The sequence below is a fragment of the Sphingomonas sp. BLHR8 genome (genome assembly GCF_056821725.1).
Window position 1 is genome coordinate 458,314 of the sequence record NZ_JBPDIM010000001.1, and the last position, 23,368, is coordinate 481,681.

At 67.0% G+C, this 23,368-nt stretch carries 32 protein-coding genes and 1 tRNA gene; 18 read left to right on the forward strand and 15 right to left on the reverse strand.

Features of this window, described 5'->3' with window-relative positions; all coding sequences use genetic code 11:
• Positions 1–98: 98 nt before the first annotated feature.
• From ACRYJK_RS02350 to ACRYJK_RS02365, 4 genes are all read right to left on the reverse strand, one after another.
• Complete coding sequence (locus tag ACRYJK_RS02350) at positions 99–2,720, reverse strand: DNA methyltransferase (protein WP_482665982.1); 2,622 nt, start codon at positions 2,718–2,720, stop codon at positions 99–101.
• Positions 2,717–2,845 carry a hypothetical protein gene (locus ACRYJK_RS02355; protein WP_482665983.1) on the reverse strand — a complete coding sequence of 43 codons (129 nt, stop codon included), beginning with the start codon at positions 2,843–2,845 and terminating at the stop codon, positions 2,717–2,719. Before ACRYJK_RS02355 ends, ACRYJK_RS02350 begins: the two co-directional genes overlap by 4 nt.
• The gene (locus ACRYJK_RS02360) at positions 2,842–3,255 is read right to left on the reverse strand and encodes a hypothetical protein (RefSeq protein ID WP_482665984.1); all 414 of its coding nucleotides are present in this window, start codon (positions 3,253–3,255) and stop codon (positions 2,842–2,844) included. The genes ACRYJK_RS02355 and ACRYJK_RS02360 overlap by 4 nt, the downstream gene beginning before the upstream one ends.
• 208 nt (positions 3,256–3,463) lie before the next feature.
• Complete coding sequence (locus ACRYJK_RS02365) at positions 3,464–3,673, reverse strand: hypothetical protein (protein ID WP_482665985.1); 210 nt, start codon at positions 3,671–3,673, stop codon at positions 3,464–3,466.
• Between the two features lie 83 nt (positions 3,674–3,756).
• On the opposite strand from ACRYJK_RS02365, the gene ACRYJK_RS02370 reads away from it, so the two are divergent.
• The gene (locus ACRYJK_RS02370) at positions 3,757–4,044 is read left to right on the forward strand and encodes a hypothetical protein (RefSeq protein ID WP_482665986.1); all 288 of its coding nucleotides are present in this window, start codon (positions 3,757–3,759) and stop codon (positions 4,042–4,044) included.
• 252 nt (positions 4,045–4,296) lie between these two features.
• On the opposite strand, the gene ACRYJK_RS02375 is transcribed toward ACRYJK_RS02370, so the two are convergent.
• Complete coding sequence (locus ACRYJK_RS02375; RefSeq protein ID WP_482665987.1) at positions 4,297–4,506, reverse strand: hypothetical protein; 210 nt, start codon at positions 4,504–4,506, stop codon at positions 4,297–4,299.
• 42 nt (positions 4,507–4,548) lie between these two features.
• On the opposite strand from ACRYJK_RS02375, the gene ACRYJK_RS02380 reads away from it, so the two are divergent.
• The 17 genes from ACRYJK_RS02380 to ACRYJK_RS02460 all read left to right on the forward strand — a co-directional run bounded on the left by ACRYJK_RS02380 (position 4,549) and on the right by ACRYJK_RS02460 (position 15,035).
• The gene (locus tag ACRYJK_RS02380; protein ID WP_482665988.1) at positions 4,549–5,334 is read left to right on the forward strand and encodes a S24 family peptidase; all 786 of its coding nucleotides are present in this window, start codon (positions 4,549–4,551) and stop codon (positions 5,332–5,334) included.
• 61 nt (positions 5,335–5,395) lie between these two features.
• Complete coding sequence (locus ACRYJK_RS02385) at positions 5,396–6,160, forward strand: hypothetical protein (protein WP_482665989.1); 765 nt, start codon at positions 5,396–5,398, stop codon at positions 6,158–6,160.
• Between the two features lie 86 nt (positions 6,161–6,246).
• Positions 6,247–6,498 (forward strand): hypothetical protein, encoded by a 252-nt coding sequence (locus ACRYJK_RS02390; RefSeq protein WP_482665990.1) that lies wholly within the window; start codon positions 6,247–6,249, stop codon positions 6,496–6,498.
• Positions 6,495–6,848, forward strand: a complete 354-nt coding sequence (locus ACRYJK_RS02395) for a hypothetical protein (protein WP_482665991.1) — start codon at positions 6,495–6,497, stop codon at positions 6,846–6,848. Before ACRYJK_RS02390 ends, ACRYJK_RS02395 begins: the two co-directional genes overlap by 4 nt.
• Positions 6,845–6,994 carry a hypothetical protein gene (locus ACRYJK_RS02400; RefSeq protein ID WP_482665992.1) on the forward strand — a complete coding sequence of 50 codons (150 nt, stop codon included), beginning with the start codon at positions 6,845–6,847 and terminating at the stop codon, positions 6,992–6,994. Before ACRYJK_RS02395 ends, ACRYJK_RS02400 begins: the two co-directional genes overlap by 4 nt.
• On the forward strand, positions 6,987–7,376 hold the full coding sequence (locus ACRYJK_RS02405; RefSeq protein WP_482665993.1) for a hypothetical protein: 390 nt from the start codon (positions 6,987–6,989) through the stop codon (positions 7,374–7,376). The genes ACRYJK_RS02400 and ACRYJK_RS02405 overlap by 8 nt, the downstream gene beginning before the upstream one ends.
• Before the next feature lie 20 nt (positions 7,377–7,396).
• Entirely contained in the window at positions 7,397–8,173 is a 777-nt protein-coding gene (locus ACRYJK_RS02410) for a hypothetical protein (protein WP_482665994.1), read from the forward strand.
• A 30-nt stretch (positions 8,174–8,203) separates the two neighbouring features.
• The gene (locus ACRYJK_RS02415) at positions 8,204–9,439 is read left to right on the forward strand and encodes a recombinase RecT (protein ID WP_482665995.1); all 1,236 of its coding nucleotides are present in this window, start codon (positions 8,204–8,206) and stop codon (positions 9,437–9,439) included.
• 92 nt (positions 9,440–9,531) lie between these two features.
• On the forward strand, positions 9,532–9,912 hold the full coding sequence (locus ACRYJK_RS02420) for a hypothetical protein (RefSeq protein WP_482665996.1): 381 nt from the start codon (positions 9,532–9,534) through the stop codon (positions 9,910–9,912).
• On the forward strand, positions 9,909–10,160 hold the full coding sequence (locus tag ACRYJK_RS02425) for a phosphopantetheine-binding protein (protein ID WP_482665997.1): 252 nt from the start codon (positions 9,909–9,911) through the stop codon (positions 10,158–10,160). The genes ACRYJK_RS02420 and ACRYJK_RS02425 overlap by 4 nt, the downstream gene beginning before the upstream one ends.
• Positions 10,161–10,225: 65 nt before the next feature.
• A complete protein-coding gene (locus ACRYJK_RS02430; RefSeq protein WP_482665998.1) occupies positions 10,226–10,531 on the forward strand; it encodes a hypothetical protein in 306 nt (101 codons plus the stop codon).
• Positions 10,528–10,671, forward strand: a complete 144-nt coding sequence (locus ACRYJK_RS02435; RefSeq protein WP_482665999.1) for a hypothetical protein — start codon at positions 10,528–10,530, stop codon at positions 10,669–10,671. The genes ACRYJK_RS02430 and ACRYJK_RS02435 overlap by 4 nt, the downstream gene beginning before the upstream one ends.
• On the forward strand, positions 10,671–11,630 hold the full coding sequence (locus ACRYJK_RS02440; protein ID WP_482666000.1) for a phage Gp37/Gp68 family protein: 960 nt from the start codon (positions 10,671–10,673) through the stop codon (positions 11,628–11,630). The genes ACRYJK_RS02435 and ACRYJK_RS02440 overlap by 1 nt, the downstream gene beginning before the upstream one ends.
• Positions 11,630–12,064 carry an ASCH domain-containing protein gene (locus ACRYJK_RS02445; RefSeq protein WP_482666001.1) on the forward strand — a complete coding sequence of 145 codons (435 nt, stop codon included), beginning with the start codon at positions 11,630–11,632 and terminating at the stop codon, positions 12,062–12,064. Before ACRYJK_RS02440 ends, ACRYJK_RS02445 begins: the two co-directional genes overlap by 1 nt.
• 94 nt (positions 12,065–12,158) lie before the next feature.
• Entirely contained in the window at positions 12,159–13,784 is a 1,626-nt protein-coding gene (locus ACRYJK_RS02450) for an ATP-binding protein (protein WP_482666002.1), read from the forward strand.
• Positions 13,781–13,966, forward strand: a complete 186-nt coding sequence (locus ACRYJK_RS02455) for a hypothetical protein (protein WP_482666003.1) — start codon at positions 13,781–13,783, stop codon at positions 13,964–13,966. The genes ACRYJK_RS02450 and ACRYJK_RS02455 overlap by 4 nt, the downstream gene beginning before the upstream one ends.
• A 22-nt stretch (positions 13,967–13,988) precedes the next feature.
• Positions 13,989–15,035 (forward strand): tyrosine-type recombinase/integrase, encoded by a 1,047-nt coding sequence (locus ACRYJK_RS02460; protein WP_482666004.1) that lies wholly within the window; start codon positions 13,989–13,991, stop codon positions 15,033–15,035.
• Between the two features lie 24 nt (positions 15,036–15,059).
• On the opposite strand, the gene ACRYJK_RS02465 is transcribed toward ACRYJK_RS02460, so the two are convergent.
• From ACRYJK_RS02465 to nusB, 10 genes are all read right to left on the reverse strand, one after another.
• Positions 15,060–15,135 (reverse strand) — tRNA-Phe (locus ACRYJK_RS02465).
• A 95-nt stretch (positions 15,136–15,230) separates the two neighbouring features.
• Complete coding sequence (locus ACRYJK_RS02470) at positions 15,231–15,428, reverse strand: DNA gyrase inhibitor YacG (protein WP_482666005.1); 198 nt, start codon at positions 15,426–15,428, stop codon at positions 15,231–15,233.
• On the reverse strand, positions 15,418–16,374 hold the full coding sequence (locus ACRYJK_RS02475) for a ribonuclease (protein ID WP_482666006.1): 957 nt from the start codon (positions 16,372–16,374) through the stop codon (positions 15,418–15,420). Before ACRYJK_RS02475 ends, ACRYJK_RS02470 begins: the two co-directional genes overlap by 11 nt.
• Positions 16,367–16,939 (reverse strand): Maf family protein, encoded by a 573-nt coding sequence (locus ACRYJK_RS02480; protein WP_482666007.1) that lies wholly within the window; start codon positions 16,937–16,939, stop codon positions 16,367–16,369. The genes ACRYJK_RS02475 and ACRYJK_RS02480 overlap by 8 nt, the downstream gene beginning before the upstream one ends.
• Before the next feature lie 88 nt (positions 16,940–17,027).
• A complete protein-coding gene (infA, locus tag ACRYJK_RS02485) occupies positions 17,028–17,273 on the reverse strand; it encodes a translation initiation factor IF-1 (protein WP_482666008.1) in 246 nt (81 codons plus the stop codon).
• Between the two features lie 106 nt (positions 17,274–17,379).
• Positions 17,380–18,222: a transcriptional regulator gene (locus ACRYJK_RS02490; protein WP_482666009.1), complete on the reverse strand. Its 843-nt coding sequence runs from the start codon at positions 18,220–18,222 to the stop codon at positions 17,380–17,382.
• The gene (locus ACRYJK_RS02495; RefSeq protein WP_482666010.1) at positions 18,219–19,370 is read right to left on the reverse strand and encodes a GNAT family N-acetyltransferase; all 1,152 of its coding nucleotides are present in this window, start codon (positions 19,368–19,370) and stop codon (positions 18,219–18,221) included. Before ACRYJK_RS02495 ends, ACRYJK_RS02490 begins: the two co-directional genes overlap by 4 nt.
• A gap of 140 nt (positions 19,371–19,510) precedes the next feature.
• On the reverse strand, positions 19,511–21,628 hold the full coding sequence (locus tag ACRYJK_RS02500; RefSeq protein ID WP_482666011.1) for a sodium-translocating pyrophosphatase: 2,118 nt from the start codon (positions 21,626–21,628) through the stop codon (positions 19,511–19,513).
• A gap of 313 nt (positions 21,629–21,941) precedes the next feature.
• A complete protein-coding gene (gene thiL / locus ACRYJK_RS02505) occupies positions 21,942–22,841 on the reverse strand; it encodes a thiamine-phosphate kinase (protein ID WP_482667379.1) in 900 nt (299 codons plus the stop codon).
• The gene (gene nusB / locus ACRYJK_RS02510) at positions 22,838–23,344 is read right to left on the reverse strand and encodes a transcription antitermination factor NusB (RefSeq protein ID WP_482666012.1); all 507 of its coding nucleotides are present in this window, start codon (positions 23,342–23,344) and stop codon (positions 22,838–22,840) included. The genes thiL and nusB overlap by 4 nt, the downstream gene beginning before the upstream one ends.
• Positions 23,345–23,368: the final 24 nt, after the last annotated feature.

Below are 23,368 nucleotides of genomic sequence, written 5' to 3' on the forward strand. Positions count from 1 at the left end.
GATATGATTGAGGAACGCGTTCTCGCCGAAGCCGTCCGGCGCTGACGGCAAGTGCCAGCGGATAAAGCCGGGGCGCAGGTGTTCGATGTGGAGCGCGCTCATGCGGCCGCTCCCATAGGCGCCGGGGCAGCGCGATTTGGACCCCCTTCGGTCATCAGATCGAACAGCGACGGCACCGCCGCCTCACGCTCTGCCTCGGCGAGGTAAAGGCAGGCGTGCTGCCAGTAGTCAGGATTGAGCTCGCTTCCGGCCCCGCGCCGACCCTTCAGAAGCGCGCGCATTGGCACAGTGCCGAGCCCGGCGAACGGGTCGAACACCAGTTCACCCTTCATGCTGTAGCGGTCGATCAAGCGGTCGACGATGTCGAATTGCAGCGGGCAGATGTGAGGTTCGCGGCCCTTGGTGGCCTGCTCCGCGTTGAGCGTTCGCATCCGCGCGACGTCGTCCCAAGTGTTCGGATCGTGCGCGCCTGGCGCAAGGCTCATGAAGGTGCGCGGCAGATGGCCACGGCCGTCGTTCCGCTCGCGCGCTTCGATCAGCTCGCCGATCTCGACGTGTGCCTCGTGATCGTGGATCAGCGACCGGCTTTCGGTCATGAACTGCTTGACGAGCGGTCCCACGGACATGCCCGCAAAGCGATCAACGTGCGCCGCGAGCTCGTCGGGGGAGAGGGGGCGATTGCCTGACGAACGCCAGAAGGAATGGGCGTCGATCTGCCACCGCGCGAGGCTGTAGTCGGCAGGATCCTTTTGCACCGGCTTGTCCGCGTAGCCACGGCTGCGATCGCTCTGCGGCTTGCGCATCAGCAGGACATATTCGGGCGAACCAACGCCCATTTTCGTGCCGTCTTTCAGCATCTCGCTGTAGGAAAGGCGGTAGGTCTGATTGTTCTCGCGCACGACGTCGGTGTTGACGTGGATCATGCCGAGATATTGGAACCCGTGCGCGATGTAGTGCGCGATGCATTTGGCGTGGAACGGGTTGACCGTCGGCACGCCCTCGCCCGTGACGTTCCCGAACAGGATGCGGTCCTTGACGTGCACACAGGCAAGCCGACCCGGCGCGAGGATGCGCAGCAGGTTCGGCGTCAAGTGGTCCATCTGCGCGAAGAAGTGCGCATCGTCGTCGGTATGGCCGAAATCATTGTAGCTTGGGGTGTATTCATAGTGGTTGGAGAAGGGGATCGAGGTTACGATCAGGTCGACCGACCCGGTTTCCATCCGTGCCGTCTCATCGACGCAATCGTTATTGACGAGCCGCCAGCCGGAGCCTTCGACCTCTCGACGTTCGCAGCCGATCGAACGGGTGAGCGCCGCGGCACTGGCGTCATGGGTGAGCCCATGCTCGCGGATGATCTCGGACATGCGTGCGGTGAGCTCCTCGTGGCGCGCCCACTTCGCCAGCAGGTCGCGGCGAACCTCGTCCTCCGTTTCGGCGTAAATGATGTCGATGATGACGGGCGCAGTTTGCAGAAAGCGGTGGAGGCGGTGGATCGCCTGGATGAGGTCGTTGAACTTAAACCCGACGCCCGCGAAGATTGCGCGGTGACAGTGGCGCTGCAGGTTGGTGCCCGAGCCGAGCATCACCGGCTTGGCGGCGAGCAACCGCAAATCGCCGTCGGCGAACCTGCCGATGATTGTCTCGCGCTCGTCGAGCGGCTGTGAACCGAACACCGCTTCGCACCCGGGCAGGGCGGCGGTCAGCGCACGGCGCTCGTCCTCGAGGTCGTGCCACAGCACGAAATGATCGTCGGGGCTCTCTGCCACGATCTCGGCGACCTTCGCGATGCGGGCATCGAGCGTCCGCCGCTTCTCCCGGCTGGCCTCGACGACGCCCAACGCGGTGTCGCGAAGCAACCGGCCCTGACCGTTGCTGTCCTCGCCTCCCGCGATGTCGCACTCGACACGATGCCAGCGGACCTCGATCGGCGGCAGATCATAGCCGGCGTCGTCAAAGCCAAGATCGGACGGGCGTTGCAGGAAGATGGCCCAACTATTGAGCCACAGCCAGAACTCCGTCTCCTTGTGCGGATAGAGGGTGAGGTCGTTCGCCTTTTCGCTGTTGCGCTGGAAGAAGCGAGTGAGCGCCTGGCCGGTGTCCATGATGCCGAGAAACCCGGCGTAGTGGATCAGCTCTTTGTAGCGATTTGGTGAAGGCGTAGCGGTCGCGACGAAACGATAGGGCACCGCCTGGAAAAGCGGCAGAAACTCCTGAAACGTCTTCGACCCGTAGCTGCGCAGCACGCTCGCCTCATCGAGGCTGGCGACGGCGAAACGGGAGACGGTGATCTTGCCCTCGCGGACGCTCTCGTAATTGGTGAGAAAGATGCCGCCTTGGTCGCCACTCGCGACGATTTCATCATCCGACTGAACGAAGCGCAACGACAGCCCGAGTTTGGCGGCATCGGCGATGAACTCGCGTCGCACGCCGAGCGGTGCCACAATTAACGCATCGGGCATGAACCCGTCGCGCGCGGCGAGCTTGCGCAGGATGATGTCGCAGATCAGCAGCTGCTGGATCGACTTGCCAAGGCCGAACGCCTCGAACAGTGCCCGTCGCCCGCCCTCGACCGCCCACCGCACAACGTGGCGCTGATGGTCTTTGAGCGGCCGGCCGTCGGCGAGATGCGTCGGCACATCGTCGAGCGTGCACGGCAACCCCGCGATCTCGGCGCGCGGCACCTTCGCCTCGAGGAAGGCGCGATAGCTGCTCGCGCTCACGCCCCTGCCTCATCGGTTTCATCCCACCCGCGAGCAGCGTTGAGCGCGCCCATGATGAAAGCCCCGAGCGTCGCGCCGATCAGCACGCCGATGATGCAGCCCGCGAGGAAGGGCGCGCCGATCATGCCGCCGCCCTCCGAGCGTTACGGAGTTCTCGGTCTTCGCTCTCGACAATCTCAACGCCGCCGGGGCTGTTGGGATGGCGGGCACGGGCGTGAGCCGCAGCAAAGTCGATGCAATGCTCGGCGTGCGTGTCGTGGTCACCGTCGTCGCGATCGGGCGCGATATGCTTGCCGGTGCCATCGATCATCCGAGACGTGATGCACTCGGGCAGCACGGGCAGCAGTGCGGCGAAAGCGGACAGCGGCATCATCGCCTCGCCGCGCGCATAGGTGCACAGCGTCGAGTATGGGATGTTGCTGTCGTGGGCGATCGCTTTGAGGGTGAGGCCAAAGCGCAGCGGGTCGGACGCGACCGCGAATGCCGCTTTCTGTGCGGCGAGCGTGCGATGCAGGATCGGGCAATCGGAAGCCATGATGCTATTGCGCTCCGTCGCTATGAAGGGCGGCATGGGAGGAGGGATCGAAAGGGCGCCCGGCGTGGGCATGGGGCTTCACGCCGGGCGCAGGGAGCGCGACGGGGGTCTTCGAACCGTCGCGCGGGAGAGCTGTGTTGAGCGGGCGCAGCATTGCGAGGCTCGCGCGCGCCAGAAAGTCGTGCGGGGCGGGGAGGGCGGGCATCGCTCAGTCCCGCCGCCAGTGACGACCGAGGGCGAGGCCGATCATCCAGGCGACGACCACGCCACACATCAGGCAAAGAAAGCGAGCATCGCCGCTCCATGCGCGGATATCGAACTCGGCGAGGAGAAAGGCGCCAATCAGATACGCGCCCGTCATCGCCACCAGCAGCGGCCCAAGGAGCGCCGTCGCCAACAGCGCGAAGACGCGGATCATCGCGCCAGCCCTCCGGGGGCGGAACTTGACGCCCCGCCCGCTTCGGCCATCCTGCGGTTGTCGAGACTCGCAGGGAGGATGGAATGGACCCGATCGACGAGATCGAAGCTCGGATGCGCACGCACGAAGACTTGCTGCGACAGCTTTTCGCGATCGTGTTGGCGGAACCCGGTAATGATTACCGGCGCACCATCGAGGACTTGCGCACCCATTTCAGCGCAGACCTCGCGGCCGGTCGAAGCGGATCAATTCGCGGAGGCGGCGACCCCAGCTATGAGCAACGCTTCGCGGCGCGTCGTCGTGAGCTGGCCGAAGACTTTTTCGCCAAGCTGCTGCGAGCGTTGGAGGGACGAACGGAGCCGACTCACTAGCGACCGGGTAAATCGTGCGAACGCCGTCCCCGAAGCGGATAGGGTGGCCCTCGGCCGCGGCGTCAGTGCCGGCGTCGATCTGCGGGTAGGAAATCCCCAACTCGGCTGCGATTGCTCCAAACGACCGTCCCGTCTGCGGCGTCAGTGTCGGCACGCGTCGCCGCAGCTCCGCCCGCGCAGCCGCACGTCCCGCAAGAGCACCCACGACTGCCGCCACGCCCTGGCGGGCGATCATCGCTTTCAGCGCCGGGCTCATGCGGCGGCCGCTTCGGCTGGAACGAAATCCCGCATGAACTGGCGGACCTTGTCTTCGGTCTCCGGCCAAAGCCGTCGTTTTCTCCCGCCCTCCCCCCGAAGCTGTCGGACGAGGTGGCGGTCGTTGAGGGCCATTTCGCCGAAGCGGGTAGCGGCCATCTGATGGACGTCGAGGAACGCCTCGATTTCGGGAAGCAGGTCAGCCATGACCACGGTGGATAGGTGTGACATATCACACCGTCAAGTGTGATGTTTGCCACCTGTGCGACCGTTGCCCGCGTGTGCGACAACACACTTATGGCGAGACGCTTCCCGATCGAGACGGCGCAGGCTGCCGTTCGCGGCCTCATGGAGCGAGCCGGCGACAAACCTAAACCGCTTGCGCGCACGCTGGGTCTCGGTGAAACGGCCGTTAGGGACGCCTTAGACCCCACACGCAAAACGATGTCGGCGTCGTTTCTTGAAAAGGTCGCTGCCCACTATGGCGTCGCCATGGAGGCAATTCTCGATGGGACGGCTGGCGACACCCTCAAGGCGAGTAACGGTAAAATCGTTCCCTTCGAAGGTGCGGCCGCTTCCCGCTTAAAGACGGACCTCCCTGTTTTCGGCACCGCCTTAGGCGCCTCTGTTGTCATCGACGGTGTTTCGATCGAGCAGACGCATTTGAACACGGGCGATGTCGTGCACTATGCGAAGCGGCCCGCGATATTAGACGGGAGGGCGGACGCTTACGGCCTGTATGTCCAAGGGTCGTCAATGGACCCGGTGCATCCCGAAGGATCTTTAATCTTGGTCGAGGCGAAGCGGCCACCGAAGGTCGGCGACGATGTGGTCATCTATCTACGCGCCAACGGCGATGGCGATGATGGGGACGACGGAGAAAGGGCCAGATCGGTTATCGTCAAGCGATTGCTTCGTCGCACGGCTACGTTTGTCGAGCTCCGGCAGTACGATCCGCCTGGTGACTTTCGCATCTCCACGCGAGACGTCCTTCGAATGCATCGCGTGCTGACGTTGGGAGACTTACTTGGATGAGGAGCGGACCAATCGTCACGCCTGACGCCTGCGGATTTGAGCGGGGCATTCGGAGGCCGCAATGACCGACAAGCGGGTTACGGAATCGCGCCCAACGCCATTTCCGTATTGGGCTTATGGAGCCGCGGCGTCGATTGCCGGTCTGCTCTGGGTGGTAGCCCCCAACCTTCCCACAGGAGCCCAGCTTACTCACTCAAGCGAAATCGACCAATGCACGCGCCGAGTCGAGGCGAAACTCAAAGCTCCGTCGACGTTGCAGATTATCGACAGTGGATATTATGAACGAACCACGACTTGGGACGAGGTGGAGAGTGAGTGGCGCTCTATCGTCTCAGTCGATGGCGCGCATCGAGGCTCACAGCCAAAAATTGGCACTGCCTTTGTCGAGTATGATGCCGAAAATAGTTTCGGCGTTCCTCTCAGGGCGACCGAATACTGCTCGCAGCTGATAGTCAGTGGCCTTGAACCGATTGATGTCGAGCCGAGGCTGGACCCGCTTCCTTTGGCAACTGCCGCCCCGCCGCGATCCGCGCCGAGCACGGTCACAAGGCGAGCAGAACCTGCGGACGAGGACCCCTACTGCGACCCTCTAGTCGATGACGCCTGTTACGGAGACGACGGCGGCGACATCCCGCCTGAGATGGCGACCTCATCAGCTCAGCCGAAAGCCGCTTTAACGACATCGAACAGCGCCACCCTGTCAGTCGATCGCCCTGCGCTCACGGGTGAGCAGCCTTGCCCATCTGCCGAGTCAGGATGCGAGAGCAGAGCGCCAACGCCTGAGCAGTCGAGCGGCGAGCGAAAAGACCATCCCGAACAAGTGTGACGCGTCACACGTTTTTGCTTGACGGGGTGTGATAAGTCACACTACGTAGCTCCCCACAGCGCCACTCCGGCGCGTGGGAGAGCATCGTGCAACAGCCCGACGAACCGCGCATCGACCTGACCCTGCCGGGCTGGGCCCTGACCTACGACGTCGACTGTGCAAACGAGGTCGGCGAACCCGACAAGCGTGACTGGTATGTGTCCGGCCCCGCCGGTGAGCGTGCGGACGTCTGCGGCGGCAGCTACGGTCCGCCCAGCCCGGTCGACATTGCCCGCGCCGTAGTGCGCGCCGCCGACGACGCGGCCGTCGGCGCTCTCGTTGGGAGCGTCGCGGCATGACTGGTTCGACGACCCACTTCATGCCCGGCTCCCTCGTTGAGTCGGATATTCCGTTTCATCCGGGGGTGTTTGAGGCTGTCACCATTCCCGGCGAGGCGCCCGTTCGTTTCGGCACCGCGCCTGGCTTTGCCGTTGCGTCGCAGACCGAACCCCGCCTCGCGATCGCGCTGATGCTTTGGGGTCCAGGCGCTGGCCGGGGGAGTCTCGGTCTCTGCCACAACATGTCGCCAGACATGGCCCGGAAAGTCGTTGCGGCGCTTGAGGGCGCGATCGCGCAGGTCGAGGGAAAAGTCGCATCAATGGCGGCCGACGCCATTGCGAAGGCGACGCGCGACGGGGACTCGAAGTGACCGCCGCCGTCACCGCGCTGTTCGCCGGGCTTCTGATCGTCGGCTCGCGCATCCTCTACGTCGAGCTGACCCGCAAGCTGGACCTCCCGCACGAGGACCGCGCCTTCCGCGTCGGTGCCGATCTGTGGGACACCGCTGATGCGTAGCTCCACCCCCTACGGGACGCGCACCGCCGCACCTGGCGCGCGCTTCGATGGCTATTCCGTCGAGGAGCCGACCGCCGGCCTCTACGCCTTCCGCCTCGTGAGGGGAGGGGTCAGGACGGGGGTGCGGATCTGGTTTGGCCCCCCGTCCGACCCCGTCACCGGCGACGTCATGGACCGCTCGCACCGCTGGCAGGCGACCGCCAACGGCGCGCCGATCGACTTGGACCGTGTCTGGCCCGCCTGCGGCCGGGAACCCATCGACCAGCGCGAATACGACCACCTGCTGGCGCTGCAACGCTGGGGCGAAAGTCACGACCCCGACGGTGCGCTCGCCAACCCCCGCCGCCGCATCGACCCCCTCACGGCACCGCTGCCGATCTGAGCGCTGAAAGGAGCTTTCCCATGACCGTTATCCAGCGCGCCCACGCCCTCTCGTCTCTCGACACCAACCCTATGCCGCCAGTCGCAGGCCCGGGGACGTCGCCGCGAGGCCACAACCGGCCGCCTCTCGACGAGGAAGTTCTCGACCAGCTCGAGGCTGCGATCGAGGCCGACGAGAGCCTGACCGCCAAGATGGCGGCGCTGCTCGAGCGCGAAGACGCGATCGTCGCCGAGTGCGAGAACGAAGAGCAGGCTGGGCGCTACACCGACGCTGCGAAACAGGCGGCGACGTGCCGCAAGCGCATCGAGGCGCTGCGCGAACCGCTGAATCGACCGATGCTCGATGCGACGCGCGCATTGAAGGCGCGCGCTGATGCGAAGGCCGCGCCACTGCTGCGGATCGAAGCCAAGCTCAAGGATGCGATACTTGCGTTCGAGCAGCGTCGCCGTCGCGACGCGGAAGCGGCCGCCCTTCGCGCCGCCGAGGAAGAGCGGGCGCGCCGCGAGGCGGAAGCGCTCCCCAACCCGGCGGCCGACGCAGAACCGGAGTCTGCGCCAGCACCACCGCCCGCCGCACCGGCCACGACGCCGATCCGCGGCGACCTGGGCGGGCGCGCCACCATCGTCGAGCGCTGGACCGGCGAGGTCGTGAACGTCCGCCAGCTGCCTGACCGGCTGCTCAAGCACCCCAAGGTCGTCGAGGTTCTGAACACGCTGATCGCCGCCGAAGCCCGAGGCGGCGCCCGCGAGATCAAGGGCGCCCGCATTTTCACCGTTTCCAGCGTCGCCACGCGCTGACCCCCCCCCCCCCCGCACAGGAGAATGAATATGGCATCTCGCGCCCTTTCCCCCATGCCAGCCGCCAGCGTGGTTACCGCTCAGGACGGCACCCCGTCGGACAAGCTGCGCTTGCAGATCGCGAGCCGACGCGACCAAATCAGCAGCGCCCTGCCGGCGCACATTACGTTCGAGAAGTTCCAAGCCGTCATTATGACCGCGGTCGCAAGCGACCCGGACCTTCTGGACGCTGATCGCGGGTCGCTCATCACGGCGTGCTATAAAGCAGCCCAAGACGGCCTGTTGCCTGACAAGCGCGAAGCCGCACTCGTCATCTTCACCACTCGCAAACAGATCAACGGTCGGTGGGAGTCCGTAAAGCTCGTGCAGTATATGCCGATGGTCTACGGGCTACGGAAGAAAATCCTCCAGTCGGGCGAAGTCATCGACCTGAAACCGGGCGTCGTCTACCGCGCTGAAGTTGAGCGCGGGCTCTTCATTTACGAGGAGGGTGTTGACCGAACCTTGCGTCACCGCCCGGCGCTCGACCTGACCGACGAGGACATGTCAGACGACAACATCGTCGCGGCATACTCGATCGCCACGCTCAAAGGCGACGCCAATCAGCCGCCAATGCAATCGTACGAAGTCATGCGTCGCTCCGAAATCAACCGCGTGCGCCAGACGAGCCAGACGGGCGCGATTGGCAGGACGACGCGCGACGGCAAAGCGATCGAACCCAAGGGGCCGTGGGTCGACTGGTTTCCCGAGCAGGCCAAAAAGACCGTGATGCGTCGCCACAGCAAGACGCTTCCCATGAGCGGCGATCTGATAGACGTCGAAGCGCGGAGCGATAGTGAGGGCGAGCTCATCGCTGGCACCGCTCTTGACATCGCCACCGCTCCGCAGTCCGACGCCGCCCCGCTTCCGAGCCGCAACAACGTGCCGGCGCTGTCCGACGCCCACGATCCCGAGACTGGGGAGCTGGTCGGGGACTCCGCCGCTGCTCCGGTGCCGGATCCTGACGAAGAACGGCGCATTGCGGAGCAGCTCGACAGCGCCACCTTTGCCGCGGTCGATGGCACCGCAGATGACGGCGCTCCGAACTATGAGGATGCGCCGCCGAAGCCTGCGAAACTCGCGGACGCGCTTAAGGCGGTCGGCAAGGTTCCCCTCCCGGAACTTGACGCGCTGGTTCAGTCCTACCGCCAGCGGCTGAGCGTCGCCGATTTTGACGCGCTGGTTAGCGAGGCCGGCAAGCGCGTTGCGGCAGCGGAGGCCAAGTGATGCCGCGTCGTCAGTGCGCCACGCTTGCATGCGAAGCGCAGCTCAACCGAAAGAACAGGTCCGGCTACTGTCGGGGATGCTTCAATCGGGCGATGGCGGCGCGACCGGACATCTGCGCAAGGCAGCGCACCGGCATTCGCAAGCGGTGGGCCGACCCTGACTACCGCGCTCGGAAAATCGCTCAGTTGCGGATTGTTGCCCACACTCCGCACGCCACGGCGCGCCGACGCGAAACCGCAAAGCGCATCCGCCTGTGGGAGCAGGGCCACCAAGCACTGATCGGCAACGCTGCGGCGCGCGCGAAAGCGGGGAGACACGGCTCCAACACGAAGCTCGCGCATATCCCGGCGGATCTGCGGCCCATGTATCGCGAGCTCACCAGGTCGGGGTTGACCGCTGCGGAGGCTGCGTCGGCGATTGATCATCACGCCACGGTCGAACTTGAGCGGATGCGTCGAAGGATGGCCGCGTGACCCCCGCCGACGCAACCCGCGTGCGCCAGATCATCGCCGAAACGCTCGGCGTGGGCGTGGAGCGCGTCATAGACAGCGCGACGCTTGCCGACCTTGGCGCGGATGAGCCCGACGTGATCGAGGTCGCCATGAACGTCGAGGATGCTTTCGCCGTCGATCGGTGGAGCGACGACGCGACCAACAGCCTCGAAACCGTCGTCGACGTGATCGCCGCGCTTGAGCAATCGCTGGTGGCGGACGCCGCCTGACCCCATCGCCACCCGCAGGCGCACCCCCGGCGCGGGCAGAGATTGCCGGGGGAGGGAGAGATGAGATGAGCGAACGCAAGCCGAACAATTTAGGTGTGGCCGTGGGGGATTGGGTTACCGGAGCAGCCATTTGGGGAAAACCTCAGCAGGTTAGCGCCGTGACGCCTTGGACCTATACAATCGGCGACCGCCTTTGTCGCACTCGACCGGAGATCGTTTCCGACACTGAGGAGCGCGCGATGGCCATGAAGACTCGCATTAACTCCGCGCATGCGGAGCGACAGCGCAAGTGGGCTGCAGCAAGCGCAGAATACACGCAGACCGTCGCAAAGCTGCGCGATGAGTATGGCGTGCCGGACGGTGACGCATGACCCCCGCGCTGACCCCGATCCGCATGGACACGCGCCCCCAGCGCGACCGTGAAGCGCAGCGCATCCGCCGCGACCGCAACGCACCGTGGGCCGACAATCCGCGCCCGTCGCTGTGGCGGCGACTGACGGGGAGGGGGTGATGGCTGACGGCACCAAGATCGAATGGGCCGACGCGACGGTGAACGCGATAAACGGCTGCTCCCTGGCGTCGCCGGGATGCACTAACTGCTACGCGATGAAGCAGGCGCATCGCTTCCCGATCCGGCAGGGCCTCACCCAGCCGAGCAAGGGCGGCATGGTGTGGACCGGCGAGGTGCGCTTCGCCGAGGATCAGCTGCTAAAACCGCTGCGCTGGCGCAAACCGCGATCGATATTCTGGAACGCGCACGGCGACACCTTCCACGGAGCGGTGCCCGACGAGTGGATCGACAAGGTCTTTGCCGTTTGCGCGCTCACCCCGCAGCACCGGCACATGATCCTGACGAAGCGCAGCGCGCGGATGCGGGAGTATATGAGCCGGCGCGCGGGTGACTGGATGATGGTTTGGCCCGACGCATTCGAAGCAGGCGCTCTGCCGATTTCTCGTCATGAGCAGCGGCTTCGGATGGGCCAGTTCATCGGCGCGGCCCTGCCCGGCGGGACGGTGACGTTTCCTCTCCCCAACGTCTGGCTTGGCGTCAGCGCCGAGGACCAGAGCCGCTGGGATGAGCGGACGGCTGATCTCAAGGCCACACCTGCCGCGGTGCGCTTCGTCAGCGCCGAACCGCTGCTGGGGCCGATCGAAGGCGACATGCGGGGCCTCGATTGGGTCATCGTCGGCGGCGAGAGCGGCCCCGGCGCGCGGCCGATGCACCCCGACTGGGCGCGCTCGCTGCGCGACCAGTGCGAGGCGGCGGGGGTCGCGTTCCACTTTAAGCAGCACGGGGATTGGCAACCAATCCTATCGGCCCCTCGTCCGCGGACGGTTGCGATGCACGGGCGGCGCTTTGACGGAGCGGCGATTCACAGCTTCCCTGACGGGCAGGTCGCCGTTCGCGTCGGCAAGCGCGCCGCCGGTCGCCTGCTCGACGGGCGCGAGCATAATGGAGTCCCCGCCTGATGCGCGCTATCTCCCTTTGGCAGCCTTGGGCCAGCGCGGTAGCACTCGGCTATAAGCGACACGAAACGCGAAGCTGGTCGACGCGCTACCGCGGGCGGATCGCGATACATGCCGCCAAGCGATACACGCTGACCGAGCGGGACGCCGCGCTGCGGTTCGCACGCGCGATTGGCGACAACCGGCTGCGCGATGGCCCCCTCGGGGCGATCGTTGCGGTGGCCACGTTGGCGGATTGCGTGCCGACCGACGATCTCATGCTCGAACTCGAAACTGACGGGCCGGACTGGATGCTTGGCGACTTCACGCCGGGACGGTTCGCATGGCGGCTCGATGACGCGCGCGCGCTGCCCGAGCCTATCCCCTTCCGGGGCGCGCAGGGCTTCTTCGCCGTGCCAGATGATTTGCTCGCAGGCGCCGCGCAGGGGCCCGCCTGATGGACGCGATCGACCCCGCACGCCCGCCGCACGACCCGGTCGCGCACGCGCTGTTTTACGCCACCGGGTGGCGTGTGCTTCAAGGAGGGCGCCAGTGAGCTTTCCGATTCCGATTGCAGCCTTGGACGACCGCATGGCGTTCGTCGGCACGTCCGGCTCAGGCAAGACCTATGGCGCGGGCACCTGTGTCGAGCGGTTGCTCGATAGCGGCGCGCGCGTCGTCATTGTCGACCCGCTCGACGTGTGGTGGGGTCTTCGCTCCCTCGCAGATGGCTCGCCGTCCCCTTTCAACCTGCCGATTTTTGGCGGCGCGCATGGCGACTTGCCGCTGAACGAACAGGCGGGCAAGCTGATCGGCGAGACGGTCGCGACGATGGCCGAGAGCTGCATCGTCAGCCTGGGTGCGCTCGGCACGAAGGCGTCGGAGCGGCGCTTCATGCTCGCTTTCCTCGAGACGCTTTATCGGAACGCCAGCGGCGACCCGATTCACTTGATCTTCGACGAAGCTGACCTTTGGGCACCGCAGAAGGCATCCGAGCCGATGCTGCAGAGCCGGATGGAGGAGATCGTTCGCCGCGGGCGCGTGAAGGGCTTTATCCCTTGGCTGATCACGCAGCGCCCGGCGGTGTTGTCGAAAGACGTGCTGTCGCAGGCGGATGGCCTTGTCGCGTTCAAACTCACCTCGTCGCAGGATCGCGACGCGATTGGCGCGTGGATCGAAGGACAGGCCGATAAGGGCGAAGGTCGGGAAATCCTCGCCAGCCTGCCGACGATGGAGAAGGGGCAGGCGGTCGTGTGGCTGCCGGGGCATGGCAAGCTGGCGACCGAGCGCTTCCCTGCCAAAGCGACCTTCGACAGCTCGCGCACGCCGAAGCGCGGCGAAGTGCGGCGCACGGCATCGCTGAAACCGCTCGACCTGGGCGCGTTGCGCGGGCGGCTCGCTGCGATTGAGGACGATGCGAAGGCGAATGATCCCGCTACGCTGAAAACCGAGGTCGCCCGGCTGACCCGCGAGCTGCGCAAAGCCGAAAAGGCGAAGGCTCAGCCGGAACGTGTCGTCGCCAACGCAGACGAGATCGCTGCGGCACGAGCCGAAGGCGAGCGCGCCGGGTTCGCCGCAGCGACGGCCGCGATGCAGGCGGCACTCAAGGCGCTGCGACCCGGCAGCGGCGCAACTTCCGATCGCACCATCCCCGCGCCGGCATCGCGCGCCACTCCGGCGCCCAAGCCCATCGTCCAGGTGGGCGAGGTTCCATCCGGCGGCGCGAAGCCGCTTGCCGCCCTCGCAAGTGTCTATCCAAGCGGCATGACCGAGGCGAAATGGGCGCTTGCCGCCGGGTTTAAGCGGAGCGGCGGGACGTGGGGCACCTACAAGGGGCGCCTCAAAGCCGCGGCCCTTATCGAGCGACGCGATGGCTTTTGGTTTGCGACGGAGACCGGAGCGAAGGCGATTGGGGACGTGCCGACGCTACCGCCACCCGGCCCTGACCTCGCGCGCTGGTGGGCTGGCCGACTGTCCGGCACGCCCAAACTGGTCGAAGCACTGTTGGACGCACACCCGCAGCCCCTGTCGCGCGATGATCTCGCCGCGGCAGTCGGCATGGTGGCGAGCGGGGGGTCGTTCGGCACCTATCTCGGGAGACTTGCAACGCCCGGCATCATCGTTCGTGAAGCCGGTATGGTGCGGCTGTCCGACGACATCATGGGCGAGCGTCCGTGACAGCGCCGGCGCGTATCACGCAAGCCGATATGGAGCGCGCGACCAAAGCGGTTGCGGCGGCTGGCTTCGCGCGTGCGCGCATCGTCATGGATTTGCGCCGCGAGCGCATCGAGGTCATCGTTGGCGAGCCGGTCAATGATGCGCCGGAGCCGGAGGAGGAGTTCCGCCCCGATGACGCCTAAGCTCCCTCGCCACGTGTATGCCGTGAAAGATCGTCACGGGCGCACCCGCTATCGGTTCATCCGCAAGGGGTTCGGCAGCGCCTACCTCGCCGATTCTCCGGGCTCGCCGGAGTTCCACCGGGCCTATGCCGAGTTGCTGGCGCGCGAACCGAGACAGGCTCAGCCAGTGCTCGCCGCAACCCCTGCGAAGGCCGGCACCTTCGACGCCGTGTTCGCGCAATACCGGGCTTCACCAGGGTGGCAGCGTCGGGCCGACCGAACGAACCTGATCCAGTGCCGCTTCCTCACGCGCTTCGCGGACACGCGCGACAAGATCGGTCGCCGTTATGGCGTCTGGCCCGTCGACAAGCTGGTCGTGCCGGTGCTCGCCACCGCGCTCGGCAAAATGCACGAAACACCCGCGCAGGCCAACTATCTACGCAAGGCGCTCAACGGCTTCTTCTCGTTCGCGATCACCACCGGGGCCATAAAGGAAAACCCGATCCGCTACGTCAGGCGCTTTGCCGAGGGACCGGGGCACACGGCATGGGATGAAGCCGACATTGCCGCCTATCGCGCCTACCACCCGCTCGGCTCGATGGCTCGGGCCATGCTGGAACTGACGCTCAACGTCGCCGGCCGTCGCTGCGAGATTGCCACGATGGAGCGAAGCGCGATCCGCGGGGGGCGCATACACCTGCAGCACGCCAAGAATAACGATGCGACCAGCGTGCCGCTGCTGCCGACCACAAAAGCGGCGCTCGACGCCCTCCCTGCCACGTCCATCCGCTACCTGATCACAAACAGCTATGGGCGGCCGTTCAGCGTCGAAGGGCTCGGCAACAAGGCGCGCGCATGGTGCCGCGCGGCGGGTCTGGAAAACCGGTCGATGCACGGGATTAAAAAAGCGCAATCGCGGCGTCTCGCGGAGAGCGGTGCCACCGACGCGCAGGGCCGTGCGGTGACGGGCCACAAGAAGGATGCGACCTTCGCCTACTACGCCCAGTCGGCCAATCGCGCTGCGCTGGCGGATGCTGCGGTTTCCAACCTTCGGTCCCGCTTCGATTTCCAACCCGAGGAGAATGGCTGAAATGCTAGTATTTCAGCGTGGTAATGGTGCCCAGGGACGGGATCGAACCGCCGACACTGCGATTTTCAGTCGCATGCTCTACCAACTGAGCTACCTGGGCGCGTCGCCTGCTGGACGCGGCAATGCGTCGCGACGGGCGTCGGAGTGGCGCCTATAGGGACGGGTCGGCGGCTTTGTCCAGCCCTTCGCGAGCGCTTACTCCTGCGTGGGCGCGACCGCGTCGGGATCGGCGTCGGGGTCCACCGGGGCGCCGGCGATACGGTAATCTTCGCCGAACCAGGCGATCAGATCGCGATCGCGGCAACCGCGCGAACAAAATGGACGAAAGTCCCGCGATTGCGGCTTTCCGCACACCGGGCAGGGCCGCGAAGCTGGGGTCGTTTCAGTGGACATCGCCGCGACCGATGCCGCGTTCGCGGTCCGCTCGCAAGCGCACCGCGCGCCCGAGGCCGCGCTCCAGCGCCGCGATGAGAGTCGGCCGCGCCTCGAGCCAAGCCACCTCCGCCGGATGCGTGACGAGCGTAAGCTCGCCGGTGCCGCGCGCGCGTTGCGCGGTTCGGAGCAGTCCGAGCGCGGCGCTTGCGACCGGCTCGAACCGAGCACGTTCGAGCAGCGACACGCCCTCGCGCGGCGCGACGAAGTGCAGCAGACCCCCCTCATGGGCTCGGATCGCGCTGAAGTGGTCGGGCACCGCCTCGCCGATCGCCGCCTCGATCTGACGGCGCTCGGCGCGCGTCTGCTCGCGGGGCAGATCGACGACGATCTGTCCGCCTATCCCCCAGCGGCGCGCCGTCCGGGCCGCGGCGACGGCGCCGGGGCTGGCCAATGACCGCGACGGTTCGCCGTCGATGTCGATGGTGACGAAGGCGGCGGTCTGTTCGATGCGCAGCACCCCGCCGGGGAAGCTATCGACGCCGCTCTCTGCAGCCGCGACCAGTTCGCTCCACCCCGCCGCGTCCAGCGCTCCATCCTCGACCCGGACCGGTGTTGCGCGCACGCCGCTGGCAGCCAGCACGTCGAGGAGCGTCGATTGGGACGGCGCATCGCCGGTGACGACAGCTCGCGCGCGCTTGACGAGGTCGCGTTCGGGTAGGGCGCTGCGGTTGACGCGCCAATGGAGGAGCGCGCCCTCGCTGGCTCCGGTCGGCACGACAATGCTGAGCTCGCGCCCGTCATCGAGGCGGGCAACGCCTTCGCGCGTCGATACGATCTTCGCCGCGACGACATCGCCAGCGCCAAGTTCACCGTCGCGTCGCGTCAGGCTCGCGACGATGGCGCCGCCATCGACCAGCGCGGCCCGGGTTTCACCGATGCCGCGCTCGACGAGCCACTCAGGCAATCGCCAGCCCCGACGCGCGCAGCAATGTGCGCGTTTCGAACAAAGGCAGGCCGACGATGGCGCTGTGACTGCCGCTCATCCACCGGCAGAGCGCACCCCCGCGCCCCTGGATGGCGTAGCCGCCCGCCTTGCCGATGCCTTCCCCCGTGGCCGCATAGTCGGCGATTTCGCCCTCGGTCAGTGCGGGCAGCGCGACAATGCTCGTCACCAGCCGCTCGCGCACGCGACCGTCCGGAGCGGCCACCGCAACCGCGGTCGTAACTTTATGCCGGCGCCCGGAGAGGAGGCGCAGGCACGCCGCGATTTCCGCCTCATCCGCGGCCTTGGGCAGGATGCGGCGACCGGCTGCCACGACCGTATCGGCGGCGAGCACCACCGCACCAGGATGGCGCGCTGCCGCGATCGTCAGCTTTTCGCGCGTCACGCGCCGGGCGTATTCGGTCGGGAGCTCGCCGCGTTTCGGCGTTTCATCCGCATCGGGCGGGTCGACCGCGTCCGGCACGACGCCGATCTGCGCCAGCAGCTCACGCCGGCGCGGCGACCCGGACGCAAGCACGAAGCGCACAGCGCCCGCGTCAGCCTGTGATGGCGTTTCGTGCGTGTCGCTCATCGCTCGGGTGTCGCCCGCCGTGGCGAGCGCGCGCGTTGAAGGCTCAGCTCATGCCCGGACCGCCGCGGCCCGGCATGTAGCGATAGGCGATGCGCCCCTTGGTCAGGTCATAGGGGGTGAGTTCCACCAGCACCTCGTCCCCGACGAGCACGCGGATGCGGTGCTTGCGCATCTTGCTGGCGGTGTGGCCGAGGATCTCATGCCCGTTTTCCAAGCGGACGCGGAACATGGCGTTGGGCAACAGCTCCACCACTTGCCCACGCATTTCCAGAAGTTCTTCTTTCGCCATCCAACCTCTTGTCGTTCGAAGCGCAGTTGAGCGGCTCCCCGATTTGCCGGCGCGCATAGCGGATGGCGCGCGGCTTGGCAAAGGGCGCGTCGGGCGGTCCTTCCCGCTACACCAGCCGCAGCCTTCGTGCCGCACGCCACAGCGTCGTTTTCGTGCGTGCGTGCTTCGGCCAGCGGGGCGGGGGCGAGGGGGAGAAGCCGCGCTGGCGCAGCCAGTGGTTGGCGACATGCGCCTCGCTCTCGCGGTAGCTCCACTCCGACCGCCAGGTGATCGACAGGGAGATCGCCGGTGCGTCGCCCACCGTCACGAAATGCGGCGCCATCACCGGCACCAATATCGCCTGTCCTGGGGTGAGGCGGTGGGGCGTGCCGCCGGCGCGCATTTGCTCATGCCAGAACAGCCCCCGATGCCCGCCCGCATGATAGCGTTCATGCTGTTCCGGCGCGGCGTAGCGCGCGTCGGCCTGCGGGAACACGGTCATCACCTTCTCGCCGGCGAGGTGCAGCAGGATATTATGCTCCGGGTCGAAGTGATACGGGGTCATCGACCCCGGCGACGAGACGAACACAAATCCTTGCCGGGTCAGCATGTCGCCGGTGCGGGGAGCGACGACATCCTCGATCTCCGCCAACAGCGCGTCGAGAAGCGCGGCGTAGGCAGGAACACGCTCGATATTCTTGAGGACCGCCCAGCTGCGGTTGTCGGCGATCGTGGGGATGGTGTCGCCGATGCCGAGTCCGTTGGCGGGCGCATCTTCGGGCAGGGTCGCGACGTCGATGTCGCTGCGGTTGAACTCGACCTGCGCCGGGGGCAGCGCCTCCCCCAATGCCGCGAGGGCGTCGAGGCTGAGCAGCGGGTGATCGCCAAAAGCGTGCGCGAAGCTGGCGGCGTGATTGGGATAGGCGTCGGCGATGGTCGCGCGCGCCGCCGCGTCAAAGGCATGAGTCATGTTGCTGGGCCCTGCGGGTGACGCCACGCCTTGGCGCTATGCCAGGCGCGCGTGGCGGCGTGCGCCGCGTGAAACTGAAGGCGGGGGGCGAGTCCCGGCAACGGCAGCGCGTAACTCGCGACCGCGCGGCGTTCGCTCCACAGACTGTCGATCATCGGGTGATCGGCCACCGCGAGGCTGTCGGTCCGCCGGCAGTCCAGCAGACGCGGCAGGCTTTCGCGCTGAATCAGCACACCCGGGGAGAAGCGGGCGTAGCGTTCGTCGTAAGCGGTCTTGAAGGTGAAGGCGTCGCCGCCCTCCACCAGCGTCACCAGCATCGCGACGTCGCGCCCGTCGAGCGTGATGGCGGTCACCGCGACGCGCCCAGCTTGGTGGATTGCCCTGAACCCGTCGAGGCAGAAGCGGCGCGTCGCGTCAGCCGATGCCAGCGCCGATCGCGCACTGCCCTTCCACCCCGACGCCTCCAGCGCCAGAAACCGCTCGATCCAGCCTGGGCCGTGCGCTTCGACGGCAAGGTCAACGGCAAGCTCGCCCAGCTCGCCGAGCCGGCTCCATTGCCGACGCAGCTCCTTGCGCTTTTTGGAGCGAACGGCCTCGTCCCAATAGTCGGCGGCGCCGCGATCGGTGTCGATCATCGCCCGGGCGTGGGCGTCATGCGCGCGAAGGGGGAGATTGCGCGCCAAAGCGGCGATTTCCAGCCCTCGTGCGGTCGCAGTCTCGGAAGGGAGCTCGGCAACGCAGAATTGGGCAGCGCGAAACTGCGCCCCGAGGCGATCGATCAACGCGCCCCAGGCGGATGCTTCCGTATCCGCGCGAATTGCCACCGGCGGCAGCAACCCATTCGGGTGCCGAAAGGTCGTGACGCTGCGGATGGGGGCGCGGCCGTAGCGTCGGATCGGGGCGAGCGCGAACAGCGCGACCCCATCGCCCCCGCAGTCGCTCACTTCGGCGATAACCGGCGACGAATCGCCCAACCCGGCGTCGATCGCGCTGCGCAGCATGGCGGCCCGTGCAAAGGGGTTGGGATCCACCGAGCGCGCCGCGATCGTATCGAGCCTCTCCCAATCGCCGTCGCTCAATGCTGCGGGTTGGTGCCACCGCACGCTCAGCGTCGCGTCGTCGCGGTCGAGGGCGGGGCGGGCGTTCATCGTGTCGCTACCCTAGCGTGGCAGCCGTTACGGAGAGGTTTAGCGTTGGCCGCTCGGTCCTCGCGCCCTCTGAGCCAAAGCAAAACGGGCGGGGGCTCATCGCCCCCGCCCGCTTGAAAGGCTGCCCGTGGGACAGGCTCCTATCCCCCCGCATGCCCCGCGAGCGCGGCGAGCAGCAGGATGGCAACGATGTTGGTGATCTTGATCATCGGGTTCACCGCCGGCCCTGCGGTGTCCTTGTAGGGATCGCCGACGGTGTCGCCGGTCACCGCGGCCTTGTGGGCTTCGCTGCCCTTGCCGCCGTGGTGGCCGTCCTCGATATATTTCTTGGCGTTGTCCCACGCGCCGCCGCCGCTCGTCATGCTTAGCGCGACGAACAGCCCGCCGACGATCACGCCGAGCAGCAGTGCGCCGACCGCAGCGAAGGCTTCCGCCTGGCCCGCCACCTGCGCGATCACGAAATAGACGACGATCGGCGCCAGGACCGGCAGCAGCGACGGGATGATCATCTCCTTGATCGCCGCCTTGGTGACGAGGTCCACCGTGCGTGCATAGTCGGGACGGCTGGTCCCCTCCATGATGCCCGGGTTGGACCGGAACTGGTCGCGCACGTCCTTAACGACGTCACCCGCGGCGCGGCCCACCGCGGTCATGCCCATCGCCCCGAACAGATAAGGGAGGAGCGCGCCAAGCAGCAGTCCGACGATGACGTAGGGGTTCTCGAGGCTGAAGTTCACCTCCAGCTGCGGGAAGAACAGCCGTAGGTCGGTGGTGTAAGCCGCGAACAGCACGAGCGCGGCAAGCCCCGCCGAACCGATGGCATAGCCTTTGGTCACCGCCTTGGTGGTGTTGCCAACCGCGTCCAGCGCATCGGTCTTCTCCCGCACGCTGTCGTCGAGCCCCGCCATCTCGGCAATGCCGCCGGCGTTGTCGGTGACCGGACCATAGGCGTCGAGCGCGACGACCATCCCGGCCAGAGCCAGCATCGCGGTCGCGGCGAAGGCGATGCCGATCAGCCCCGCGAGCTGATAGGTGAGGATGATGCCGATGACGATGACGATCGTCGGCAGCGCGGTCGCCTCCAGGCTCACCGCGAGGCCCTGAATGACGTTGGTGCCGTGCCCGGTCTCCGACGCTTTGGCGATCGAGCGCACCGGGCGGTAGTTGGTGCCGGTGTAATATTCGGTGATCCACACGATCAGCCCGGTGATGGCGAGGCCGGTGAGCATGCACCAGAACAACTGCATGCCGGTGAAGCCGCCCGTTCCATCGAGTCGCGCGCCGAGCACACGGTTCATGTCGCCCAGCGCATATTGCGTGGCGAGGTAGATCGCCGGGATCGACAGCAACGCGGTGACGAGGAAGCCCTTGTACATCGCGCCCATGATGTTGGTGCCGCCCCCCAGCCGAACGGCGTAGGTGCCGATGATCGAGGTGAGGATGCACACCCCGCCGATCAGCAGCGGCAGGCTCATGAGGTTGGTGAGCATGCCCCCCGCGGCGGTGCCGACGAGCAGGCCGATCAGCACCATCGTCGCTCCGACGGTGACGACGTAGGTTTCGAACAGGTCCGCGGCCATCCCCGCGCAGTCGCCGACATTGTCGCCGACGTTATCGGCGATCACCGCCGGGTTGCGGGGGTCGTCCTCGGGGATGCCGGCTTCGACCTTGCCGACGAGGTCGGCGCCGACGTCGGCAGCCTTGGTAAAGATGCCGCCGCCGAGGCGCGCGAAGATCGAAATCAGCGACGCACCGAACGCGAGCGCGACGAGCCCGTCGATAACTACGCGGTCATTGGCAGCACGCCCGCCGATCTCGGTCAGATACCAGAAGAAGCCCGCGATCGCGAGGAGCGCAAGGCCCGCCACCAGCAGCCCGGTGATCGCCCCCGCGCGGAAGGCGAGGGTGAGGCCCTGTTGCAAGCCGCTCTGCGCGGCCGCAGCGGTCCGCACGTTCGAACGCACCGAGATGTTCATCCCGACATAGCCGGCAACGCCTGACAGCACCGCGCCAAGCACGAACCCGACCGCGCTCGTCAGCCCGAGGAAATAGCCGACCAGCACCGCGACCACGACGCCGACGATGGCGATTGTGCGATATTGCCGCCCGAGATAGGCGCGCGCACCCTCCTGAATGGCGCCTGCGATCTCCTGCATCCGCGCGTTGCCCGCGGGCGAACGCAGCACCTGCTGGCTGGTGACGGCGCCGTAGAGCACGGCCACCAGGCCGAGCAGGATGGCGATGAGACTCAATGTCATGCGAACACGGACCCCTTCCCAAGCGGCGGACGTCGCCCGTGTCGGGCCTACCGCCCGCCGTACGATCGCCGCCAAGTTTCAATGCGATGACTAAGCCGAGCACTGCTTGGATGAAAAGCGGAATTTGGCGCGGGTCGTGCGGCGATGAGACCGTGCCGTCACCTTCCCCCTCCCCCTTGTGGCGAGGGTGGGGTGGGGGCCCGCTCGCGTCCGCGAGCGTATGAGACTCGTTGGAGGTTGCGCTAGGCTTCTTCACGAGCCGCGGACGCGGCTCGGCCCTCACCCCCGGCCCCTCCCTACAAAGGGGGGAGAGCTAATGCTCCCATCCGAGCGAGCCCGTGACCGCTACCCCGTCAAGCATCAGCGGTGCGGCTCCGCGTGCGCGAACGTAGCCAATGCGCGCAGCGGGGCAGGGCGGCGCCACGCCCGGGGGCAACGTTGCGAGCAGGGCGTAATCATCGCCCCAGCGCAGCGCCGCGTTGGCGATGTCGGCGGTGATCGACGCGGCGAAGGGGACCGGGGCGCGCTCGATCGCCAGCGTGACCCCGCTCGCTTCCGCGATGTGCGTGGCGTCGCGGAGCAGGCCGTCGCTGACGTCGCACATCGCGCTTGCGCCTGCCCTCGCCAGTGCCTGACCCTCGGCAAGGCGCGGCGTCGGGCGGAGGAAGTGCGTGACCTCGCTGTCGGTCGCGGCACCGGCGCCGGTGAGGTGGCGGTAGGCGGCGAAGGCGGCGCCGATCTCGCCGACGAGCCATAGCGTGTCGCTCGGCCGCGCACCGCTGCGCGCAGGAGCCCCACGCGCCGCGCGCCCGATAGCCGTCAGTCCCAGCACGCGCGCACTGCCGGGGGGAACCGCACCGCTATCGCCGCCCAGCAGCGGCAAGTCGAACCTCGCGCACACCTGCGCCAACCCCTCAGCGAAGCGGGCGTCCCAGGCGCTATCGCCCGCGAGCGTAAAGCCGAGCAGCGCGCCGACCGGCGTCGCGCCCTTGGCGGCGAGGTCGGAGAGGTTGCGCGCAACCAGCTTCCACGCGACGTCGGCGGCGTCGCCATCGCGGAGCCAATGCACCCCCTCGATCATCATGTCGTGAGTGAAGACGAACGTCTCGCCGCCCACGCTCAGCACTGCCGCGTCGTCATTCAGCCCGCGCGCGGCGGGGTGGGTGGCGAGCGAGCGCAGCCGCTCGATCCACGCCAGCTCGCCCGCGATCAGGCGTCCCCCGCGGGCGCGGGCTCCGCCCGCTCCGCCTTGGCCAGCGCGTCGAGGATGCCGTTGACGAACCCCGCCTCGCGTGCCTCGTGAAACGCCTTGGCGACCTCGACATATTCATTGATCGTGGCGCGCGCGGGCACGTCGGGGCGGGCCATGATTTCGTAGGCGCCGACGCGCAGCACCGCCTTCATCGCGCGGTCGAGCCGGTTGAGGCGCCATCCTTGCGCCAGCCGCGCCGACAGGGCGGCGTCGACATCGGCGAGGCGGGTGATCGTGCCCGCGACGAGATCGTCGAAAAAGGCAAGTTCGGCATCCGCATATTCCGCGTCGTCGAACGCTTCGTCGTCGATGACGCTGCCGATGCGGTGGTGGTGAAATTCGTGGATCAGCTGCGCGGGCGGGGTCGCTTCCATGTCATGCTGGTAGAGCGCCTGCACGGCCGCCAGCCGCGCCGCCGCACGCGCGGCCGCGCGCGAACGGGGGGAGGGGGAGGGTCGAGACATGCCGCCCCTCTAACGCTAAGCTGC

What these genes read in the sequence shown, in the direction of transcription:
- ACRYJK_RS02490 (WP_482666009.1), bottom strand. Translation starts at nt 18,222, where the DNA reads ATGACTCATGCCTTTGACGCGGCGGCGCGCGCGACCATCGCCGACGCC.
- ACRYJK_RS02445 (WP_482666001.1), top strand. Translation starts at nt 11,630, where the DNA reads ATGCGCGCTATCTCCCTTTGGCAGCCTTGGGCCAGCGCGGTAGCACTC.
- ACRYJK_RS02385 (WP_482665989.1), top strand. Translation starts at nt 5,396, where the DNA reads ATGACCGACAAGCGGGTTACGGAATCGCGCCCAACGCCATTTCCGTAT.
- infA (WP_482666008.1), bottom strand. Translation starts at nt 17,273, where the DNA reads ATGGCGAAAGAAGAACTTCTGGAAATGCGTGGGCAAGTGGTGGAGCTG.
- ACRYJK_RS02420 (WP_482665996.1), top strand. Translation starts at nt 9,532, where the DNA reads ATGGCGGCGCGACCGGACATCTGCGCAAGGCAGCGCACCGGCATTCGC.
- nusB (WP_482666012.1), bottom strand. Translation starts at nt 23,344, where the DNA reads ATGTCTCGACCCTCCCCCTCCCCCCGTTCGCGCGCGGCCGCGCGTGCG.
- ACRYJK_RS02415 (WP_482665995.1), top strand. Translation starts at nt 8,204, where the DNA reads ATGGCATCTCGCGCCCTTTCCCCCATGCCAGCCGCCAGCGTGGTTACC.
- ACRYJK_RS02410 (WP_482665994.1), top strand. Translation starts at nt 7,397, where the DNA reads ATGACCGTTATCCAGCGCGCCCACGCCCTCTCGTCTCTCGACACCAAC.
- ACRYJK_RS02405 (WP_482665993.1), top strand. Translation starts at nt 6,987, where the DNA reads ATGCGTAGCTCCACCCCCTACGGGACGCGCACCGCCGCACCTGGCGCG.
- ACRYJK_RS02500 (WP_482666011.1), bottom strand. Translation starts at nt 21,628, where the DNA reads ATGACATTGAGTCTCATCGCCATCCTGCTCGGCCTGGTGGCCGTGCTC.
- ACRYJK_RS02370 (WP_482665986.1), top strand. Translation starts at nt 3,757, where the DNA reads ATGGACCCGATCGACGAGATCGAAGCTCGGATGCGCACGCACGAAGAC.
- ACRYJK_RS02355 (WP_482665983.1), bottom strand. Translation starts at nt 2,845, where the DNA reads ATGATCGGCGCGCCCTTCCTCGCGGGCTGCATCATCGGCGTGCTGATC.
- ACRYJK_RS02365 (WP_482665985.1), bottom strand. Translation starts at nt 3,673, where the DNA reads ATGATCCGCGTCTTCGCGCTGTTGGCGACGGCGCTCCTTGGGCCGCTG.
- ACRYJK_RS02470 (WP_482666005.1), bottom strand. Translation starts at nt 15,428, where the DNA reads ATGTCCACTGAAACGACCCCAGCTTCGCGGCCCTGCCCGGTGTGCGGA.
- ACRYJK_RS02375 (WP_482665987.1), bottom strand. Translation starts at nt 4,506, where the DNA reads ATGGCTGACCTGCTTCCCGAAATCGAGGCGTTCCTCGACGTCCATCAG.
- ACRYJK_RS02380 (WP_482665988.1), top strand. Translation starts at nt 4,549, where the DNA reads ATGTTTGCCACCTGTGCGACCGTTGCCCGCGTGTGCGACAACACACTT.
- ACRYJK_RS02395 (WP_482665991.1), top strand. Translation starts at nt 6,495, where the DNA reads ATGACTGGTTCGACGACCCACTTCATGCCCGGCTCCCTCGTTGAGTCG.
- ACRYJK_RS02435 (WP_482665999.1), top strand. Translation starts at nt 10,528, where the DNA reads ATGACCCCCGCGCTGACCCCGATCCGCATGGACACGCGCCCCCAGCGC.
- ACRYJK_RS02360 (WP_482665984.1), bottom strand. Translation starts at nt 3,255, where the DNA reads ATGGCTTCCGATTGCCCGATCCTGCATCGCACGCTCGCCGCACAGAAA.
- ACRYJK_RS02430 (WP_482665998.1), top strand. Translation starts at nt 10,226, where the DNA reads ATGAGCGAACGCAAGCCGAACAATTTAGGTGTGGCCGTGGGGGATTGG.
- ACRYJK_RS02440 (WP_482666000.1), top strand. Translation starts at nt 10,671, where the DNA reads ATGGCTGACGGCACCAAGATCGAATGGGCCGACGCGACGGTGAACGCG.
- ACRYJK_RS02495 (WP_482666010.1), bottom strand. Translation starts at nt 19,370, where the DNA reads ATGAACGCCCGCCCCGCCCTCGACCGCGACGACGCGACGCTGAGCGTG.